This window comes from Pseudomonas koreensis, from assembly GCF_012986595.1.
Taxonomy (GTDB): Bacteria; Pseudomonadota; Gammaproteobacteria; order Pseudomonadales; family Pseudomonadaceae; genus Aquipseudomonas; species Aquipseudomonas koreensis.
This window is the reverse complement of sequence record NZ_JAAQYM010000008.1, coordinates 102,345-120,137: the sequence shown is the minus strand read 5'-3', so window position 1 is coordinate 120,137 and position 17,793 is coordinate 102,345. Positions and strand designations below refer to the sequence as shown.

General features: G+C 55.5%; 23 protein-coding genes. 6 read left to right on the top strand and 17 right to left on the bottom strand.

Annotation, left to right across the window (positions count from 1 at the left end):
- Positions 1 to 74: 74 nt before the first annotated feature.
- From HBN98_RS23845 to HBN98_RS23820, 6 genes are all read left to right on the top strand, one after another.
- Positions 75 to 1,286, top strand: coding sequence for an AAA family ATPase (locus tag HBN98_RS23845; RefSeq protein WP_162276298.1), 1,212 nt, complete (start codon positions 75 to 77; stop codon positions 1,284 to 1,286).
- A 62-nt stretch (positions 1,287 to 1,348) separates the two neighbouring features.
- Positions 1,349 to 1,774: a hypothetical protein gene (locus tag HBN98_RS23840; RefSeq protein ID WP_151101680.1), complete on the top strand. Its 426-nt coding sequence runs from the start codon at positions 1,349 to 1,351 to the stop codon at positions 1,772 to 1,774.
- 650 nt (positions 1,775 to 2,424) lie between these two features.
- A complete protein-coding gene (locus HBN98_RS23835) occupies positions 2,425 to 2,676 on the top strand; it encodes a hypothetical protein (protein WP_229755024.1) in 252 nt (83 codons plus the stop codon).
- Between the two features lie 11 nt (positions 2,677 to 2,687).
- Complete coding sequence (locus HBN98_RS23830) at positions 2,688 to 2,984, top strand: hypothetical protein (protein WP_083368445.1); 297 nt, start codon at positions 2,688 to 2,690, stop codon at positions 2,982 to 2,984.
- A gap of 74 nt (positions 2,985 to 3,058) precedes the next feature.
- A complete protein-coding gene (locus tag HBN98_RS23825; protein ID WP_083368444.1) occupies positions 3,059 to 4,303 on the top strand; it encodes a hypothetical protein in 1,245 nt (414 codons plus the stop codon).
- Between the two features lie 38 nt (positions 4,304 to 4,341).
- Positions 4,342 to 5,790: an SEC-C metal-binding domain-containing protein gene (locus tag HBN98_RS23820; protein WP_083368443.1), complete on the top strand. Its 1,449-nt coding sequence runs from the start codon at positions 4,342 to 4,344 to the stop codon at positions 5,788 to 5,790.
- A gap of 37 nt (positions 5,791 to 5,827) precedes the next feature.
- Here the strand turns inward: HBN98_RS23820 and HBN98_RS23815 are convergent, their stop codons facing one another.
- The 17 genes from HBN98_RS23815 to HBN98_RS23740 are packed head-to-tail and all read right to left on the bottom strand — an operon-like array spanning position 5,828 to position 17,791.
- Entirely contained in the window at positions 5,828 to 6,799 is a 972-nt protein-coding gene (locus tag HBN98_RS23815; RefSeq protein WP_083368442.1) for a hypothetical protein, read from the bottom strand.
- The gene (locus HBN98_RS23810) at positions 6,772 to 7,476 is read right to left on the bottom strand and encodes a hypothetical protein (RefSeq protein ID WP_083368441.1); all 705 of its coding nucleotides are present in this window, start codon (positions 7,474 to 7,476) and stop codon (positions 6,772 to 6,774) included. The genes HBN98_RS23815 and HBN98_RS23810 overlap by 28 nt, the downstream gene beginning before the upstream one ends.
- Positions 7,473 to 8,015, bottom strand: a complete 543-nt coding sequence (locus HBN98_RS23805; protein WP_083368440.1) for a baseplate complex protein — start codon at positions 8,013 to 8,015, stop codon at positions 7,473 to 7,475. Before HBN98_RS23805 ends, HBN98_RS23810 begins: the two co-directional genes overlap by 4 nt.
- Positions 8,012 to 8,935, bottom strand: a complete 924-nt coding sequence (locus HBN98_RS23800; RefSeq protein ID WP_083368439.1) for a hypothetical protein — start codon at positions 8,933 to 8,935, stop codon at positions 8,012 to 8,014. Before HBN98_RS23800 ends, HBN98_RS23805 begins: the two co-directional genes overlap by 4 nt.
- Positions 8,932 to 9,639 (bottom strand): DUF4376 domain-containing protein, encoded by a 708-nt coding sequence (locus tag HBN98_RS23795; protein ID WP_083368438.1) that lies wholly within the window; start codon positions 9,637 to 9,639, stop codon positions 8,932 to 8,934. Before HBN98_RS23795 ends, HBN98_RS23800 begins: the two co-directional genes overlap by 4 nt.
- 8 nt (positions 9,640 to 9,647) lie before the next feature.
- Positions 9,648 to 11,324, bottom strand: a complete 1,677-nt coding sequence (locus HBN98_RS23790; RefSeq protein WP_083368437.1) for a phage tail-collar fiber domain-containing protein — start codon at positions 11,322 to 11,324, stop codon at positions 9,648 to 9,650.
- Positions 11,325 to 11,333: 9 nt separating this feature from the next.
- Positions 11,334 to 11,858: a phage tail protein gene (locus HBN98_RS23785; RefSeq protein ID WP_083368436.1), complete on the bottom strand. Its 525-nt coding sequence runs from the start codon at positions 11,856 to 11,858 to the stop codon at positions 11,334 to 11,336.
- Complete coding sequence (locus HBN98_RS23780) at positions 11,855 to 13,030, bottom strand: baseplate J/gp47 family protein (RefSeq protein ID WP_083368435.1); 1,176 nt, start codon at positions 13,028 to 13,030, stop codon at positions 11,855 to 11,857. Before HBN98_RS23780 ends, HBN98_RS23785 begins: the two co-directional genes overlap by 4 nt.
- On the bottom strand, positions 13,027 to 13,344 hold the full coding sequence (locus HBN98_RS23775; RefSeq protein WP_083368434.1) for a DUF2590 family protein: 318 nt from the start codon (positions 13,342 to 13,344) through the stop codon (positions 13,027 to 13,029). Before HBN98_RS23775 ends, HBN98_RS23780 begins: the two co-directional genes overlap by 4 nt.
- Positions 13,341 to 15,326, bottom strand: a complete 1,986-nt coding sequence (locus tag HBN98_RS23770) for a phage tail tape measure protein (RefSeq protein WP_083368433.1) — start codon at positions 15,324 to 15,326, stop codon at positions 13,341 to 13,343. Before HBN98_RS23770 ends, HBN98_RS23775 begins: the two co-directional genes overlap by 4 nt.
- Before the next feature lie 5 nt (positions 15,327 to 15,331).
- Positions 15,332 to 15,472 (bottom strand): DUF6890 family protein, encoded by a 141-nt coding sequence (locus HBN98_RS28330; protein WP_151101683.1) that lies wholly within the window; start codon positions 15,470 to 15,472, stop codon positions 15,332 to 15,334.
- A gap of 23 nt (positions 15,473 to 15,495) precedes the next feature.
- Positions 15,496 to 15,786: a putative phage tail assembly chaperone gene (locus HBN98_RS23765; RefSeq protein ID WP_083368432.1), complete on the bottom strand. Its 291-nt coding sequence runs from the start codon at positions 15,784 to 15,786 to the stop codon at positions 15,496 to 15,498.
- A complete protein-coding gene (locus tag HBN98_RS23760; protein ID WP_083368431.1) occupies positions 15,783 to 16,313 on the bottom strand; it encodes a lysis protein in 531 nt (176 codons plus the stop codon). The genes HBN98_RS23765 and HBN98_RS23760 overlap by 4 nt, the downstream gene beginning before the upstream one ends.
- Positions 16,310 to 16,837, bottom strand: a complete 528-nt coding sequence (locus HBN98_RS23755; RefSeq protein WP_083368430.1) for a lysozyme — start codon at positions 16,835 to 16,837, stop codon at positions 16,310 to 16,312. The genes HBN98_RS23760 and HBN98_RS23755 overlap by 4 nt, the downstream gene beginning before the upstream one ends.
- Positions 16,834 to 17,130, bottom strand: coding sequence for a hypothetical protein (locus tag HBN98_RS23750; RefSeq protein ID WP_083368429.1), 297 nt, complete (start codon positions 17,128 to 17,130; stop codon positions 16,834 to 16,836). The genes HBN98_RS23755 and HBN98_RS23750 overlap by 4 nt, the downstream gene beginning before the upstream one ends.
- On the bottom strand, positions 17,130 to 17,339 hold the full coding sequence (locus HBN98_RS23745) for a TraR/DksA family transcriptional regulator (protein WP_083368428.1): 210 nt from the start codon (positions 17,337 to 17,339) through the stop codon (positions 17,130 to 17,132). Before HBN98_RS23745 ends, HBN98_RS23750 begins: the two co-directional genes overlap by 1 nt.
- Entirely contained in the window at positions 17,339 to 17,791 is a 453-nt protein-coding gene (locus tag HBN98_RS23740; RefSeq protein WP_083368427.1) for a phage protein, read from the bottom strand. The genes HBN98_RS23745 and HBN98_RS23740 overlap by 1 nt, the downstream gene beginning before the upstream one ends.
- Positions 17,792 to 17,793 lie beyond the last annotated feature (2 nt).

Here is a 17,793-nt window from a genome sequence, read left to right as displayed (position 1 = left end):
ACGCTGAGGCCTCCCGCAGCGCCAATACGCCATTACTCGACTACCTCTATCTTCTTCGGAGCAGGTACCTTATGATGACAACGCGTCAAAATCTGACGCGTTTTTGCATTAAGCTTGAGGTGGCAATGATCTACTCCTTCGGGGCGACAAACTATTTCTCTTTCAAGGAAGGCATGGAGATATCTTTTGAGCTATCCGCTAAGACGCCAAAGTCAATATCGAATGGCCGTAAAGCATCAACAGTCTTGGGAGTTAAAGGAGCTAATGCTTCTGGTAAAACTAACGTTCTTAAAGCGATATCATTCATCGCCAAGTTCATAACGGACTCATTTAATTATAAGGAAGATGAAGAGCTTGGCTTTAAGAATTTTTTCACCAATGAAGAACCAAGCAACTTCTTCGTCGACTTTGAATTAAATTCAATTAGATACTCTTACGAACTCACCGCGACACCTAAAAAAGTAATTCGCGAAGCTCTTTACAAAAAGCTTCAACGCAAGACATTATTAGTAGAGCGCCGTAAGAACATCATCGTAAAGAGAGTTGAGGAGCTTTCCTCCATAGATATAGTCGAGCTAAAGTCTAATGCATCCCTAATCTCTACAGTCCTAAAATACAAACTCAAAACAACGGACTCCGACTTTCAAATCATTGCTAAATACTTTAATAACTTTTCCGGAAACACCACGGTACATGGTGTGGTTCCAGATGAGTATGTATTTGATCAAGGGTCGGTTTCAGAGTTCTATGCAGAAAACGACGACGCCTTTGAATTTACAAAAAAAATAATCCGCAACAGCGACTTAGGCATTGACGATATAGTCATACATAAGTATGAAGCACCAACAGGAAAAACAGAGTACTTACCAATTTTCCGCCATAAGCTGAATGATGGCACCGTTCGCCACCTCACTTCGTACGATCAGTCTAGTGGTACGATGGCTTTGTATAGGAGACTTGGGATATATTGGTGCATGCTGTATTCAGGCGGTGTTTTGATCATGGATGAGTTTGACCAGAACTGCCATCCGATGTTACTGCCTCAGATTATTGAACTGTTTGAAGATCCCACAGTAAACATTGGCGGTGCGCAGTTCTTATTCACCGCCCACAACTCCGACATTATTGATCATTTGGGGAAATATAGAACAATTCTTGTAGGAAAGGATGACGGGGAGAGCTTCTGCTATCGTCTAGATCAAATACCAGGCGACTTAATTAGAAACGACCGATCCATTGCTGCATTGTATCGGGAAGGAAAAATCGGCGGAATACCTCGTCTATGAGTAGAAAAAAATTTTCGAACAGTCGAACGAACAGTTTCATAGCGACAATCCCTGTAATCAGCATGGAAAACTCAGGAATTGTAGAACGATGTAAGTTTAACTTCTCATTTCTTGATTTGAGCAAACCAGAAGCATTAAAAGATGAACTATCTATCGAGTTCTTTAATGAGCTGTTTGAAAAACTAAAACACTACTCTACCCAACCTATTTCCTACTGGACTACAGAGGCAGCGGGAAGAGGTAATGGTACGATGCTAGAGATTTATAAAACATTTCCCAAAAGATCTGATTTTGTACATCCTACTAGTGTTCCTCATGAAGCAGTCTGGGGAAGATTCAGGATGGATAGAACCGTACGCTTGGCGGGCTTTTTCGTTCCGAACGAGTTAAATCATAAACTCTGCAAAAAAGAAAAATACCGATTTTGCACTAACACTTTCTATGTTGTTTATGTAGACCTGCATCACCGATTCTACGTCACTAAATAGGAGCAAGAGGGTTTACAGTTTAGGAGCCAAAAAAATCTGAAGCAGAAACCCTATGCCATCACACCTGTACTCTCGTCAATGCTAGCCCGAGTCAAGCGTGACTCTCTTCCGGAGAGTCCAGCGGGTTAGCAGCCTCCTCATTGCTCAATTTTGAAATACACCTTTCCGCCTAGAAACGTTGTACGGCGTACCATCCAGACTAACGCCCCCAACTTGAGAAGCACTTCAAAACTCTCGCTGAACGACCTAGTAAGAAGTCAAAATTTCGGTAAATCGTTGGTTTTCCTACCGTGAAACCTTGCAAATCGACGCTTCGGAAATGTTCTCTACCGACCTAATGTGTAAGCCTGTTTTGGTAGGCTAGCGTATTTCTTTGCAAAATCTTGCACTAGGTGAAATCTACGTAGCCCTTCGCATCCCTCGTCAGCACCTGGGGCCGGTCATCAATTGCATCACTCCTCAATTTGCAAAAAATGGGGACACGAACTCCGCCGGCGGGAGGGGGATAAGTGCTTTTTCAGCAGCTTTTTTATAGCGACGATACTTTCCTGGCGATAGGTAGCGCCGTCAGTCGCGCTCCTAATGTGAACAAATGGGACGCCGGATATACTGTTCATACATACAGCTCCAATAGAATGAGGGCATGCCCTATGAACAGAGAGTCTGCGGAAGCAGTTGCAGCGAAATCGTCAGCTATCGCGCACTGGCAGATGATGCTACGCGATAACGTGGCACTTCTTGCAATGCCTGGTGCGCATCACAAAGCGTTGCTTAGACAAGCCTACACGCTGCACAGGGGCCACATGATTGATGCCGACGACCTAAGCGATCTGTTGGAACTGGCAGACGCAGCGCTGGCGTACGCGGTCGAATCGCTCCTCGACATCGATGCTAACGACTAGGATGGCTTTCCATGCACGTACTGGTCACACCAATGCGTTTACGTGGGGTCGCCTTGGATGCGAAGGAGCGACGCCGCTATCCGGCCATCCGGGGCAACGTCATGGTGAACTCTATTGTTTGCCACGAACTGGGTCGAGCAGCTAACGTCGCTCGCGTCGAGGTGGGAATGCCTCTCGATCCCGATCCTCTTCCACCACTACTCGACGCCACATTAGCGGGAATGGCGGTTACTGGGTTCGTTCTGAGCGGCATCGAGTACATTGATGGGTGTGCTTATGCACAATCTTGGTGGTGCCGGCTTGGTTGAGGTAGCAATAAAAATCTGAGAAATGGAGTAAAAAAATCAGCTATTGTCCTCGGATAGAAAAACGAGGAGCAAGGATGAAAATTTCACTGATTGATAATGGACTCGATTCTTTAAAGAAAGGTTATAACCATCTCACCAATTATGAAAAATTGGTAGAAGGGGGAGCATCCGACACCGAGAGATTCTCCGCATTAAAAGATTCTGCGCTATCAATACAGCACGGCATAGAAATACTTTTTAAGTACTCCCTAAACAAACACAATGAATTATTGCTATTTGATGACATAGGCAAACTAAAGTCCGCCTTTAAAAACCGAAGAGAAGGGATTATCAATGAACTCTTTGAAGAGGAAGGTGTTCGCACTGTAACCTTCAAAGAGGCTATTGAGCGCCTAATATATATATGCGGCTTTCCAATCAATGATCGCTTTAAAAAGAAGCTTCTTAAAGTAGAAAGCTGGCGAAACAGCATTACGCATAGCGGAGTGCTGCTAAATGAAATGGAAGTTTCAAATGTGCTTGGCAACCTGCTAATTGATCTGGACGGCTTTTTTGGTCCGATAATCGGTGAAGAGTACCTTAAGGGTCAAGGTCGAATCGAACTGGACCGCGCTTACCGCTTAACGAAGGCTGTTCATGGAGAGCTTAAAAACAAAATAAAAGCTCAAACTGTGGAGCGATTAATTACCGCCCTAAAAGCCAACAACCTTCGAAACATCACTGCACCCGGGGTTTTTCTAATAGAAGACCCTAAGATTTCTTACTCTATACTTCAAGAAATACAGGGCGAAGAACACAGATATGGGTGTGACTTTGTAAATGGTCATTGTTCTGGAAAGGCATCCTTAATTGAAATGGATGAACATGGAAGACTAACAATATTCACAGAAGATAACGACACCTATTACCAATTTAATCTTGGAAGCATGGTTGTATTCTTGCCTGAGATAAGCAACGACCAATCCCCTCTCGTGTTCTTATACAGCACCGAAACCAAGCCTATAGGACAGTCTCCCTATATCCGGAACGCCGATGATTGTAAAATACAGCACGGAATAATATTTGACAGTTCTCGCTCAGTGGATTGGAGCAAGGAGACATGTGAGCAATCTCAAGATGACTATAACTCTGACGAACCTGTTCTGACAGCGCACAAGGAAATTCTATATTTTTTAACCGCTGGGCCCGCATGTTTTTTGAACGTGCAAACACTTGACTATGGTTCGGTGCACAGGCTCCTAGACAGTAAAAACTTTGTAGACCCAAGAAGGCTTTACCTAGAGTTCCAACATTACCTAAAGTTAAAATCAAAAGAGTAGCCTGCAACCAACTATAACAATTATAATCAGGTGGCGACATGCTGAAGCCGATCATCAAAGAAGCAAGCGTAAATGAAAGCGAGCGAATTCTAACAAAGGTTGCAACTCGGACATTTTTCAGCTTGTGGAGCTATCCAAGTCTTTATCGAAACGTAGATGGAGGTAAAGAGGTCGCCGACTTGACAGTATATTTCAATAACACGCTGATTCTATTTTCGGATAAAGGAGAGGTTCGCTTTCAGAATGACAGACCCTTGGATGTAGCGTGGAAACGGTGGTATCGCGGCGCAATTACAGACTCTGCAAAACAGCTTCATGGTGCCGAGTCATTCATAAGAAAGCACCCAGACAGGATTTATCTTAATCAAAAGTGCGAGGATCCTTTTCCATTTGACATTTCAACAGAAGACCTAAAAATCCATCTAATTTGTGTTACGAGAGGTATAGGTCAGGCAGCAAAATTATATTTCGACTCTTTTGCCCCTGGAAGCGCAGGCACATTGATATCAACATTCCCTCTCAGTGAGGAGGAAGTGTTAAAACATCCTTTTTCGGTAAATGATGTTGCTCCCACCAAAACATTTGTACATGTTTTAGATGAAACAGGCATAGATCTTCTGTTGACAGAGCTATCTACCCCAAGTGACTTTATTAATTATCTAACCGAGAAGGAACAAGCTGTCCGAAAGCGAAAACTTGTGAACGCCGGCGGAGAAGAAGACATACTTGCATATTACCTGCAAGAACGGCAAATCGATGGATACGGCTCAATTCCAAATCCGGGAGATCAATTTTCAGTTCCCTTTAATATTCATGAGACTGAGTGGTCACACTATAAAGGCACTATAGATTACGCCCTTCACTACAATCAAAACAAGCAAGGCCAAGGATGGGGGAAAATCGTAGAACGTTTTTCGGACTCCATTGTAAGTGCGAACGTAGGTGAAGCTGCTGACCGCCCATTTATTGAACACTCAAAGGTTTTACAATTCCTAGCATCAGAAAATATGTTTTCCAGAGCTTATTTGTCAAACGCTCTTTTTGAGAAATATGAATTAGTACCAGAAAAAGTAAGATCTGCAAGAATAGTTGAATCGCTATGCGCACCGGAAAGGCTTTATGTTTTTGTCTTCTATCCTTGGAATGATGACTACGCAGACTACCAAGATTATCGAGAGGAACGCCTTTCATGTATGAAACTCTACGCATTGGTTACTCAGTATAAGTATCCAAGAGCCAAAGAACTGATTCTTTTTGGTGCCGACACTCAAGGATCTAATGGAGCCTCAGAGACAATTATCGCCTTTGACGCATCAATACCGCTTACTTCAGAGGAACGAGCACAGGCGCAAGCCATTATGCGTAATTTTGACATATTGAATGGAGTAACAATAAAAAAATCCAACCCGACTACACATAAAAACATCAGGCGAAATGATCCCTGCCCCTGCGGCTCAGGAAAAAAGTACAAAAAATGCTGCTCTTAAACGCTAGCAATTACAAACAATAACTTTATACACACTTCTAGAGACTGATTGACTTCAACTTACTTGAAAGAGCCAATGAAGTTTTTTCCATAATAGTAAACTCGGCCGCATTTCCGGCAACTGGCGAAGGGCCGTGAGTATGCAGAGCGAGCTGAATGTTCATTTGCTGGAGCAAATCAAGCGCATCGCAAACTACCTTGAACAGATTCACGTCCGCAGAACCGATCCAATTTTTTGGCGCCTGCATACGCTGACTGATTCCCGCCGCGCTCTGACGCAAACCCTCAATCCGTTCCTGCATATCACCCCCCACCGTCGCGTTGTGCTTCTGTCCCACCACCAAATTAAAGTCGCGGCCACTGGCCTGGTGCAGATCGTCCAAGGCCGCGAGGCTCGCGGATCCGCCTGACAGCAGCTTGAGCGCGCCCAGGGCCTCCATCGTTTTGATGCCACCCACTGACTCGGTTGAATGGTCATCGACCGTCCTGGTGTGGCTCTGGAAGGTTTCAGTGTTCTCCATGGCCTCCACCTCGCGCTTGATCGCCTTGTCTTGGATTTTGCCATCGGTTTGCCGAAGCCAGTTGCCGTCCGCGTCGACGCGTTGCTGGCACGCCTCGCTGTGCTGCCACACCTGATCGCCCTTCGGCACCCGGGGCAGGCTCAGACCGTGCGGCAGGATCTGCGTGATGAATGGCTTGTGGGGCAGCCCGTAAGCGAAGCTGACCACGACGGTGGTGCCCTCCTCCGGAAAGCCAAACATGCCCGCTTCTTGCCCACCCATCGGCGCCGGCAATGGCAGCCCTTCGAGGATCGGCAGATCCGGATCAGGCTCGCCATCGGCCAGCAGCACTTCGACGTCGACGCCAAAGCGCGGCCGGAAATCGTCACATAGCCCGGGCGTCGCCGGCGCATCCGGAACCGCAACTACGCGGCCAAAGCGCGGCAAGTGATAACCGCCGCTCAATTCGGGAAATTGGCGCTCTACAGCGCGGCGGATTGCGTCTTCCATCGGATGGCCATCTGGTCATTGGCGAGCGCCACACTGGTGACGCGCTCGCCGGCGTTGATCGTTGCACCTGGTCGTAGCCCCGGAACGGCCGCGACCATTGCGCTCTGGTTGCCCTGGTAGCCGTCGAACAGCTCCGTGGGGATTTGCAGCGGCGCTCGGGCGCCATAAAAACTGTCGGCCCAACTGCCGGCGAACACTTCACCGTTAGCCAGTTGGTGCCAGGTAAAGTCGGGAATGCTGAATACCCGGGCGAGACTGTCCATCGCCTGGTAACCGGCGGCGAGGCTGTAGAAGTACGGCGTCTTCACGCCGGCGTAAGGCCGATCGGGAACGCGAAAGCGCAGGCCCGTCTGCTCGCTGATGGCAGCCAGCACAGCGCGCAGATCGACATGACGCAGGTTCAACGGCAACGGGTTGGCCAGGACAGCAGCCAGCTCACGGCAGAACAGCACCTGCTCTTTGGCATTGGCGGCGGTGCAACGCTCGACGTAGCCAATGAAGTGGCGCTGCAGCGTGCGGTCGTTGTAGCCGATGTCCAGTGTCACCAACCCTTTCAGCGGTTCAGCAGATTGAACGGTGAAGTTCGCCCGGCCTGGACTGGTGGCGTCCAGCCGAACGTCCTCCTTGACCAGGCGAACAGGTGCGCCATTGATGGTCAGCTTCTTGTGCAGCTTCACTTCTGCTCACTCCCACCCAGCCACTTATCCACACGTCCCAGCACTTTTTCAAAGCCGCTCAACTCGGGCTTGTCCCCTGCCCCGTCGCCACCCTCTCCCACTGCGCCACCCGGGGCGCCTTGCGCGTTAACCTTGTTGCCGGCGCGCCGCTCTTCGACTTTTTCCGGGTTCGATTCACGCTCGCTCAGCGTGAATTGCACCAGCCAGGCTTTCAGGCTGTCCGCTTCCCTAGCGCTGACGCCGTCGGAAAACTCGACCTGACGCACGCCGAAGGCCTCGGCCGTGTCGTTGACGATCCGGTACAGGTGCAGCTGCCCACCGCTGGCCGTGGTTTCGGCCATGCGTAGCAGATCCGTCAGCTGGGTTTTATCCACAAAGGGAATCATCAGCGACACGGTCAGCGTCTTGGGCTTGAATCCCTTATGTGCCTTGTCGGTGTTGCTAGTTTGGCCGGACATATCGCCGCTTTCGATCCGCAGGTTGGCGGTCACCTTAAGGTTCTTCCCCTGTACTTTTTGCCCATCAAGCAACAGCGTCATAGGCCCACCAGTTCCTGGACAAAGCTCAGCCCTTCTTTGCTGCCGACCAGCAGCAGGCCGGCACACTGAACCCACTCGTGGCCAGGGGCATCGCCGGCCAGTAGCTCGCGGCGCAATTCTCCGGCGTTACCTGGACCGATCAGCCGCGCCCGCATGCTGACGTCAGGGCTTCCCCCCGCCAGCAGCGCCTTCAGGGCGTCCAGCTGTTGGTCGCGGGCTTGCTTTTGTGCAATCTTGCGAGCGGCCAGCGCGCCCAGATCGCCCAACGGTGAACTGTCGGCGGCGTAGCCCTCCAACACGGCCAGTTGGCCGGCCATTGACTGCTTGGCAGCCTTGACCACCGTGCAGCGTTCCAGCGGTAGGCCTTGCCAGCGTGGCAGTGGCCCGGCGGCGGGGATCTCCCACTTTTCGCTGTCCAGTTTCATCAGGTGCTGTGCCCGGCGTTCGGTTCGGACCAGGTCGGGAATCGGCAGTAGCGCGTTGAACCGCGACAGAGCGCTGGCCAGCTGTTCCAAGCGCGTGCCCAGGAACAGAATCGACAGGGCGTATTGCGGACCGAAGGGGCGTCCCGAGTCGGTGGCGTCCTCCAGCTTGCTGGCCAGGTGCTCGAGCGCGTTGGGTGCGGACAGAAAGCGCTGATACCCCTTTCCCTGGCCAATGCCGCTTTGAAATGGCGTCACCACCAGGCACGCCGGCACTTGGCCCAGTTGTTCGGCCAAGGCATCCCGTCCCGCTGCGATCGCACCTTTTGCCGCATCACCGACCGGCCCCGGGTTGGTGCTAACCAAGCCATTCAACCCGGCCAGACGTTGGGCGGTGCTGGTCAGCTCGCCGCCGGCCAGATCCTTGGCGGCTGACAGTGCTCCCATCCATTGCGTGGCCTGCTCCGGCCAGCGCATCGTCACTGGTGCCCAGGTCATGCGGGCGGCGTCCAGTTGATTGCGTCCATCGCCTTGCTGTCTTGCTCGTTGAAAGCCTTGGCCAGCGCCTGGCGCAGGGTTTCAGCGTGCAATTGGGCCGTTTGCTTGAAATGGAACAAGTCTTGGCCGACGTCACGCAACTGGTCGGGGGTATGGGTCCTGAAAGCCTTGTGCTGCTCCATATCTGTGCAAGCGATATCAGCGGCCAGTCCCGACAGAATGGAACCGGTCAAATTGATTTGATCGACCAGCTCACTGTCATAACGAAACGGCCAGCCCAGCGCTTGGGAGATGAACCCGGATTCGGTGTACTGGGCGCACGCCTGGTTTATTTCCCGTCTTTTCTGCTCGTGCAGCGCTGCTAATATCGCGGCAGTGTCGTCGGTCCAGTGGTCTTCTTTCCAGACCTGGTGAGGCTGTGGCTGCTTGAGCGTGTAACCGCTGGGCATCGGCGCGAAGCCGTCCAGCGTCAGTGGTTCCCCGGTCTTGATGTTGTACGCGGTCACTCCCTGGAAAAAGTCCAGCAGTTGCCACTTTCCATCGATCCAGCATGCAGCCTTGTGTTCAGGTTCTTCCGGCGGCGGGATTTCAACGCAGCCTGCTGGGATCAGAAAAACGTCAGGTTCCAGCTGGCAGGCTTCGGCCACGGTCGTGCCGACGTAGCGGCCGAAGGAATTGGTTTGATAGACGACTTTTCGGTTCATACAGGCGCTCAGTATTTGATGCAGACGAGATATGCCACGTTGTCCGGACGGGACTCATTGCCCCCGTCTGCGGCGACCGTGACGCCGTGGATGTGGTTACCGGCGGGATAGATGTTCAGGCCGTGTGTGTGAACACCGTCACCGTTGATGCCAACGGCGTGGGTGTGTGCAGCGTGAGCGCTTCCGAACTCTCGCCAGAAGGCTCCGCCGGAGCTGGAACCCATTACCGACCCCGCGACGTTCCCGCCGACGTTGATGCCTTGGTTGCCCATCAGAATTTGAGTGTTTCCTTCGCCAGCGGCTGCTGTCCAGGCCGAGTGTCCGTGCCAGCCGGCAGCATCGATATGTCCGCCGTGTTGGTGTTCACCTGCTGCCGAGGTTGACGCCGCGTGAGCATGCGCGCGGTTTTGGTTAGCCTGGTCACTGCCCAGCACGCGGCCGGCATCGTAGGCGGCGCCGTCAGACCAGGCGCGAATGAATTTGCCTCGCAGGTCGCTCAAGTTGAAGGTGTTCACGCCATCGCCGGCGCCATAGCGGGTACCGATAATCGCGAAAAGCTTGGCGTAGGTGGTTCGCGAGATGGCGGCACCGTTGCACTTCAGCCAGCCCGGGGGGGCGCTGGTCATATCGAACGCGGCGACCATTCCGGTCATCGAGTTGTCGACCAACTGTTGCAGTTTGTTCAGCGCGGCCGTGGTGGCAAGAATGTCGCTGCTGTTGGTTTTCGGGTCATCGCTCTTGGCGTTGGGCAGATTGCCCAGTTCAACGTCCTCTTTGGTCGTACCCCGGGCGCGCAAGCTCGCGTAATCGCCATCACGCGCTGCAAAGTGCTCGATCAGTGGCCCGGCGATAGATTCGGGTTTACGTGCGTCCGAAAAGTCCGTGGGAGACATGTAAAGGGCGATCGGCACGCAGTAATGGCGAACGCCGGCCGCGTCCGTGTAATCGGACGTTTCTCCATAGACGACTTTCCAAGTCGCCACCTGATCGTTCAACTGACGTTCCAGGCAGACGTCGAGCGTGATTACTCCTTCGGGAATCGCACCGGTGAATGCCCACGGCTTTGACATGAACACTCGAATGCCTTCGATGTAGGCCGTACCGGCATTCAGTTGGAACCCGTTTTCGCTCTTTGCGAATGCCAGAGCTTTACCGAAAAAACAGGCGCGGCCGTACATCTCGCGATTGCTCAGGCGCTCGCGCTCATCAATGCCGGCAAGGCGTACCGTGAAGTCATGCTGCCAGGTGCTGGCGTCGATCTTCACGCCCGTCAGTTGCATGGCACCGTCAAAGGCCACCAGAAAGTTGCGGGTGACGTTGTTGCCGATCTGCTGCGGCGGAATGTTCTTGCGCTTCTGTTGCAGTGGCACATAGGACACGGCGAACAGCACGCCTTCAGCGTCCTCAAGACCGACCCAGTTAAAGTCCCAGTCGCCGATGTCCGACCCGAGTTGGCAGCTGTACACCACCTGGTTGGGGTTCACGAAGCCGGCGTTTTGCTCGGGGATGTCATAGACCTGAACGATCTGGCCTGCAGGTGGTTTGCCGGCGGCGCGGTCTACTGGCGTTTCCGGGTTTAGCCCGGGCACGTTGGCAAAAATGAACCGCGTGACGGTCAGCGGCTTTTTCTGGCTTTGCTTCAAGGCAATCTGGCTTTCGCCGGCCAAGGTAATACTGGCGCTCACGGTGCGCTCCTACAGGCTGGCAACCAGCGTTTGCTGGTCGTCGTTGAAGTCGATCAGGGCGATTTGCAGCCCCACGGGGGTGATGGTCACGAAGTCGTAGCGCCGGCAGGTGCGGCCGTATTGCTGGATCAGCACGCGCAGCAGCTCGGGGTTCAGCGACAGCTGGGCGTTGCTGAACTTGAGCAACACCACGTCCCAATCCCGATCGGGCTGGCGCTCCTCGATCTCGACGTAACCCACGCCGAGGCGTTCGAAAATGCGCTTCATACCGGCGGTGCTGCCGGCGTCCACGGAGTTGACGAAGGCGTGTTTCACTCGCAGCCGGAACAGCGACTCCGGCTCGCCCTGAAAGCGCGTGACGTCACGCTGCCAAGCCCACAGCTCAAGGACGCTCATGTGGCAGGTGTCGGGATCGATCTGCGAGTAAGGCCAGCGCAGCCAGCCGGTGACGGTTTCCCACCACGACTGGGCAGCGGCGACCAATTTCGAAAGCTCGGTACCGCCAAGCCAGAACAGCAGTTTGAGTTTGGTCATTGCAGATTCACCTTCACCGAGGACAGGCGCGGGATGTTCAGGCCGCTGATGATGTCCACCCCCGGGGCAAATCGAAGCGATGCGATATCGTCAAAGTGTTGGTGAAGCTCTTCCGCCAACCGGCTGAAGCTGAAACGCGACTGGGGATAAGTCAGCGTGGGCTGATAATCACGCGGGGTGCTTTCCCGAAATGCTGCCCGGATGAACAACTCGACCTCACTTTTCAGCGTATTGATCTGTTCCGTACTCAGGTTCGGTTGGAGCCAAAGGGACATAATCACACTCACCGGCACCTCCGGCATGACCATGGCCAGCAGGTCATCGCCGTGGCCGTGGTTGCCCTGGTCGCGGATGTGCGAATTGATTTGCTCCAGGTAAGTCGCCGCCGGCACGCCCGCGTCAAACAGCACATAGGCGTTGGCACTGCCCGGGCCACGTGGTGCGCCATGCTCAAAGTAAACGCCGTCCGGACGCACGCCGGGAAACGCGGAAATCATGGCGCGATATACCGCATCTGTGTGCCACTGGTTTACCGCCGAGAACTGGTTGCGCACGCGCAAACGCAGTTGCTCGTTAGGCTCAGGATCCGCACCGGGTGATTCCAGCCAGCCGTCTTTGTTCACCACCTGGACAATGCCGGGAATCGGTACCGGCAGGATCGCGTAGTAACCCGGGGCGAGGTTGAAGCCGCTGCCGGCCTCGATCGCTTCCACCGGAACGTCTCGCTGGAGCTGGCCTTGTTGAAACGTCGCCGGCGTCGTGGTGACCAGTTGATAGACATTGCCGTTGATTGCGGCCGACTGCACCACAATGCCCTTTTCCAGCTCCAGCACACCGTCCGGCACCGCTCGGGTGAATAGCAACTTACCGCGGGCTTTGGTGGCGCCCTTGCGCTCGACGTTGACCGCCCACGCGAGCATGTCCAGCCAAGCGTCTACCGCTGTTTTCACAAAGAAGTTCGGCAGCACGGTCAGACACAGAAAGTCCAACAGCCACAACACCGGTTTGGTCACCAGCGCGGTCATCACCCGCCAGAACGGCGAATAGCTGCTGGTGTTGGCCACCTTGGCGCCCTGGGCTTCCACTTCCTTTTCCCACGCGGCCTTCAGCCCCGCTTCGGTGGTCGGAATGCCGGCGTCAGCGATCACCTTTTTAAAATCGACCTGACTCACAGACTTACCTCAATCGATCCGAATTTGATGGTTTTGGCAGTCACCAGGTAAACGCCTGGTTCCTGTTGAGTGATGCGCGCAGTCCCCGGTACCAGGCGTTTGTCGTTCTCCACCAACAGTTCCAGCTGCTGGATGCAGTCTCGTTGCCGCAGGCGGTCGCGCTCGGCCACCAGCACGACCAGCAGCCCGCTGTCGCGGATCATGTGGGCGATGTCCTGGGCGATGCAGGCGCGGTCATCGATCAGCAGCGGCTGGTGCGACGGATCCAGCACCAGGTCGTTGTCGACGATCCACAGATCTACGTACTCGCTCACCCGCCCACCGCCATGGCGACCATGTTTTCCATCTCCAGCGGTGTCATCGTTTTACCGGTATGGATGTTCACGTTTTCCACGTGCGTGCCCTTGTTCTGGCTGCTGTTGTTGTTCTGGATGCTGGTCAGCAAGCCACCGGGCGGTACCGCTGAAGGGCGCGCCGGCGAAAGGCTGGGGATTGCCGCGTTGATGGTCTGCTGGGCTTTCTGCGCGGCGTTGGCGGTGTCGGCGGCGTTGGTCGCAGCATCGACGCCGGGCACTTCGGGCATACCGCCGAAACGCGCCTCGATGTTCACGCCCGGGATGCTGTTCAGCAGCTCGATCACGCCGTTAACGGCCTTGGTGAAAATGCCGACGATGCTGTCCCAAGCGGCCTTGGCCATGCTCGACCAGCCCCCCATGGAGTTGAACCAGTCGGACAGTTTCTGCAGCTTGTCGGCGACGAACTGGAACGCGGCGGTGTTCATCAGTGCCGCCGTCCATTCGTCCCAGTAGTAGACGGCCGCGACAATGATCGCGATCAGGGCGACGATCCCGACCACGATCCACACCACCGGGTTGGCCAACAGCGCCGTGTTGACCAGCCAGATCGCGCCCTGCCACAGCAACATGGCGCCGCGAATGAGCGCCAGGCCCGCGCTCAGCGTGTAGATCACAGCCACGTAAGCCAGGATTGCCAGTTTCTGCAGGATGAACATCGCGACAGTGCGCAGGCCCATCAATTGGAAGAGTTTCCAGACGGTCAGCATGCCCAGCCAGGTCATCCGCGCAATGCCCACCACCATGGTCAAGGCGGACATGGCGGCAACGATGCCCATGATCGACAGCGCAGTTATGCCGATCACGCGGGTGATGTTCGGGAACAGCTGCGACCAGCGCACGAGGGTTTTACCGATATCCACCATCTTGGCCATGAACGGCGACAACACCGGGATCAGCACCTGACCGAACACCGTGCGCATCACCTCGACCAGGGACGCCCACTGCTGCCAGGGATCGACCATCGCCCGGGCCATCTGCTCGGCGTTCTCCAGTCCGCGCACCTTTCCCAACTGCTCGATGCCATTGCGCAGCCGATCGGTGTCCTTGGCCAGCGCGCCGATCACCTGGGCGCCTTCGCCGCCGAAGGCCTCCATCAGCTTGGCCCCGGCCGACGCGCTGGTCAGGTCGCCGAACTTGCCCTGGAGCTTGTCCAGGATGGCCATCATCGGCAGCACCTTGCCCTGTTGGTCGGTGAACTTCATGCCAAGCTTTTCCGAGGCGGCGCCGATGTTCTCGAAAAACGCCTTGTAGCGTCCGCCGGCGTCGCCGCCTTCCATGGTGCTGCTCAGTGTGCCGATCACCGCCATCTGCTCAGCCAAATCGACGCCGGAGGTGGTAGCGATCGCACCGGCCTCCTTGAAAGCGTCTTTCATGGCCGCGCCGCTGGTACGGAACAACTGAACAGCCAGCGCCGTCTGACCGCCGAGCTTTTCCACCCATGCGCCTTTGCCCATGGCATCGGCTTGGGACTTCTGCAGGTTGTAGAGCGTGCCGACGTATTCGCCCATGGTTTCGGCGTCGGTCTTGGTGGCCTTGGCCAGCAGGTTGCTGGTGTTGGTGAAGACCGCGAGCTGGTTGCCGGCAAGTCCCTTGATGGCGCCCTCGATCAGATACGCTGAGGCTACAAAGTCCTTGGCGTTCTCACCGTAGTTCACCGCGAACTCCAGTGATTTACTGTTCAGCGCCGCCAGCGCGTCTTCGGCCACGCCCAGCGATCGGACATCGCCCAGGGCGCGGTTGACCTCCAGCGCCGGTTCCATGGATTCGCGAATCGCGACCACGCCCGCTGTCAGACCTCCAAAGCCTAAGCCGATCGTCTTGATGTGCTTTTCGCTTTGATCGGCAAGCTCGGAAAAGCCCATTTTCACCTTGCCCAAGGGCGCGGTGACCTTGTCCTGCAAGCTGAGAATGAAAGCCAGGCTGGCGCTACGGTCTGCCAATGTCGTTACCCGTTCAGCGCAAGGGCGATGCCGTTAGCCACGGCAAACTCCATGCGTCTCCAGTATTCGTCTTCAAGCCACCTGGCCGTCCCCATCACCTCGGGCGTTGGTTCGGCACCAGGTAGCCAGCGGTTCGTCAGGGCCATTAACTGGCTCAGGCCGTTTTCGCTCAGGCGCTCAGCGTGCTCGAGCGCTTTTTTACGATCACTTCAACGTTCGGCGCGTACTCCTCCAGCAGCGCGCCGGCGATCTGCATCACCATCACCGGGTTGACCAGCAGCGGTTTAAGGCCTGCTTTCTGTTCCTGCAGCACGGTGGTCATCAGCAGGTTGTTGCCCGGGGCGACCTTGTTGGTTTGGGTCAGGGCGTTGAAATACTTGGTGACGTCAGCCGGGGTCAGGTTGAAAGTGAATTCCGCTTCGCCGACTTCCAGGGTGATTTCAGCGTTCTGTTGGCTCATGGTTTTTTTCTCTCGTTGAGGTTGGGAAAAGTGGTGCCCTGGTGCGCCGACGATCGTTGGCACACGCCAAGGGCGTATTGCTGCAGTCCGAGAACCATTTGCCGGGTCAGGGCAAGTTCATCTCGGAGGCTGAAATAATCCGGTCGAGCGTCTGCTGCGAGTTCGGCGGTGCCTGCATCAGCCACGCGGGCGGTGCCGGGCGTGGCGGACACAGATCCGAAGGCGGGACAGGTGGCGCGGACGTGCAACCGGCCAGTGCCATCGCCAACAGCGCGGCGCAGGCGTTCGTTTTCAGTGCGTGCATCGGTCAATTCCTCGGTGTTCCGTTGGTCGATCGCGTCCCGCTCGGCAAGCATCTCGCCGCTGATGCGGGCCGCTTGGCGCAGGCCGACCACCTCAGCGTTCAGGCCTCGCACGTCTTCCAGCGCCTCGTCGCGTTGATCCACCACGCGGATAAACCAATACATGGGCACCAGTGCGGTAATCAGGATCGCGATCAGCGCGGCCTTGAAAGGTGAAATGGTCACTTCAGACAGGCTCCCATCTCGGCCAGCCGGCGGTTGTGCAGCCCTGGAACAAAGCGTTTCTGGCCCTTGGCGTCAGTCACAAAGGCCCACACTGGCGTCTTGCCATCCGGCGCCCATGCCAAGGCTTTACACCCATCGGCAATGCGATCGGCGTTGATCAGCGCGACCGCTCGACTGGCACAGGTGCTGGTCACGCCGAAGTTGTGGGCGTGACTGGTCAGTGCGTCGAAGGGGTTCTGGCCCACGTTCGGGTTGGTGATGCAATCGGCCAGCTCCAACTGCGTTTTGCGGATCACCAACTGCTCCACCTCGGCGCACTTGGCGGGCGGCCAGTAGTCGCCGACCACGACCGGGTACGGGCTGGTAAACCCGGTGATGCCTTTGCAAACCGTAGGCAGGCCACCGGCGAGCTTGTCCGCGTAAACGGTGTTCTGGCCGTTGCCTTCCCAGGTGCCCAAAAAGACCACCAGCGGAGCGCTGGCCAGCGCGATCAAGCCGGCCTGAATCCGATCGCGCAGGCTCATGGAAACCACACTCGCAGCAGCGCCGGCACCACCATCTGCAGCACGGCGCCAACCAGCGTCAGGATGGTCAGCAAGCGGCCGACTTTGGCGCCGATGTCGTTCACCGCGACCGTCAGGGTTTGCTGCCCGGCGTTGAGTTCCGACAGCTGGCCCGCCATGTGTTCGAAACCCTGCTCCAGCTTGGTGACGCGGGTCGGGACGGTTTCGTGGCGGTCTTCCAGCTCGCCCAGCCGGTGTTCGAAGACAGCGAACTTTTGCTCCAGCACTCCAAGGCGCACGGCGTCAGTGGTCATCAGCGTTTACTCTTCTCAAAGTCCGTCTGGCACGGGACGCACCGCGTCTTGCCGCCCAGCGCCTGGCGCGCCGGCGGGATCTCTTTGTCGCAGTCCAGGCAATGGGTCAGGCTTGGCCCCACCGGCACAGGCTTGAGCAACTGGGCCTCGATCGCCTGGTCACGTTGGCGCTGCTCCAGCTCCTGGGCGCGGTCGAACCAGTCCACCATCAGCGAATACCTTCAATCTCAGCGGCGGCGAGGTACGGCACACCGTTGATGTGGATGAAATCCGGACTGGTGACGTCGAACGGCACCTTGTGCTTGGTCTTTTCGCCGCCCTTCGGATCGATTGCCAGCAGGCTGGAGACCTTCACCTTGCAGCCGAAAGCTTCTACGCGCAGTTCCTCATCACCGCCTGCTTTGGCGAAGAACACCGCATCAAACGGCTTCAGTTCGCGAAAGCTACCGGCCGAGCGTGCCGCGTCGATCAGCAGTTGAAAGTTGGTGCTGTCCAGTTCCAGTTCGCCGGCGGCGGCGACGTCGCCTTCCACATAGCCGTCCGGCACGCCCCGGGTTTGGGCCACGGCCGAGTTGTCGGTGATGTCCAGGGTGCAGTTCTCGACGTGCAGCGCGATGTCGCCCAGGCTCACGTCGAAGTTCTTGCCGCCAATTTTTGCCATGG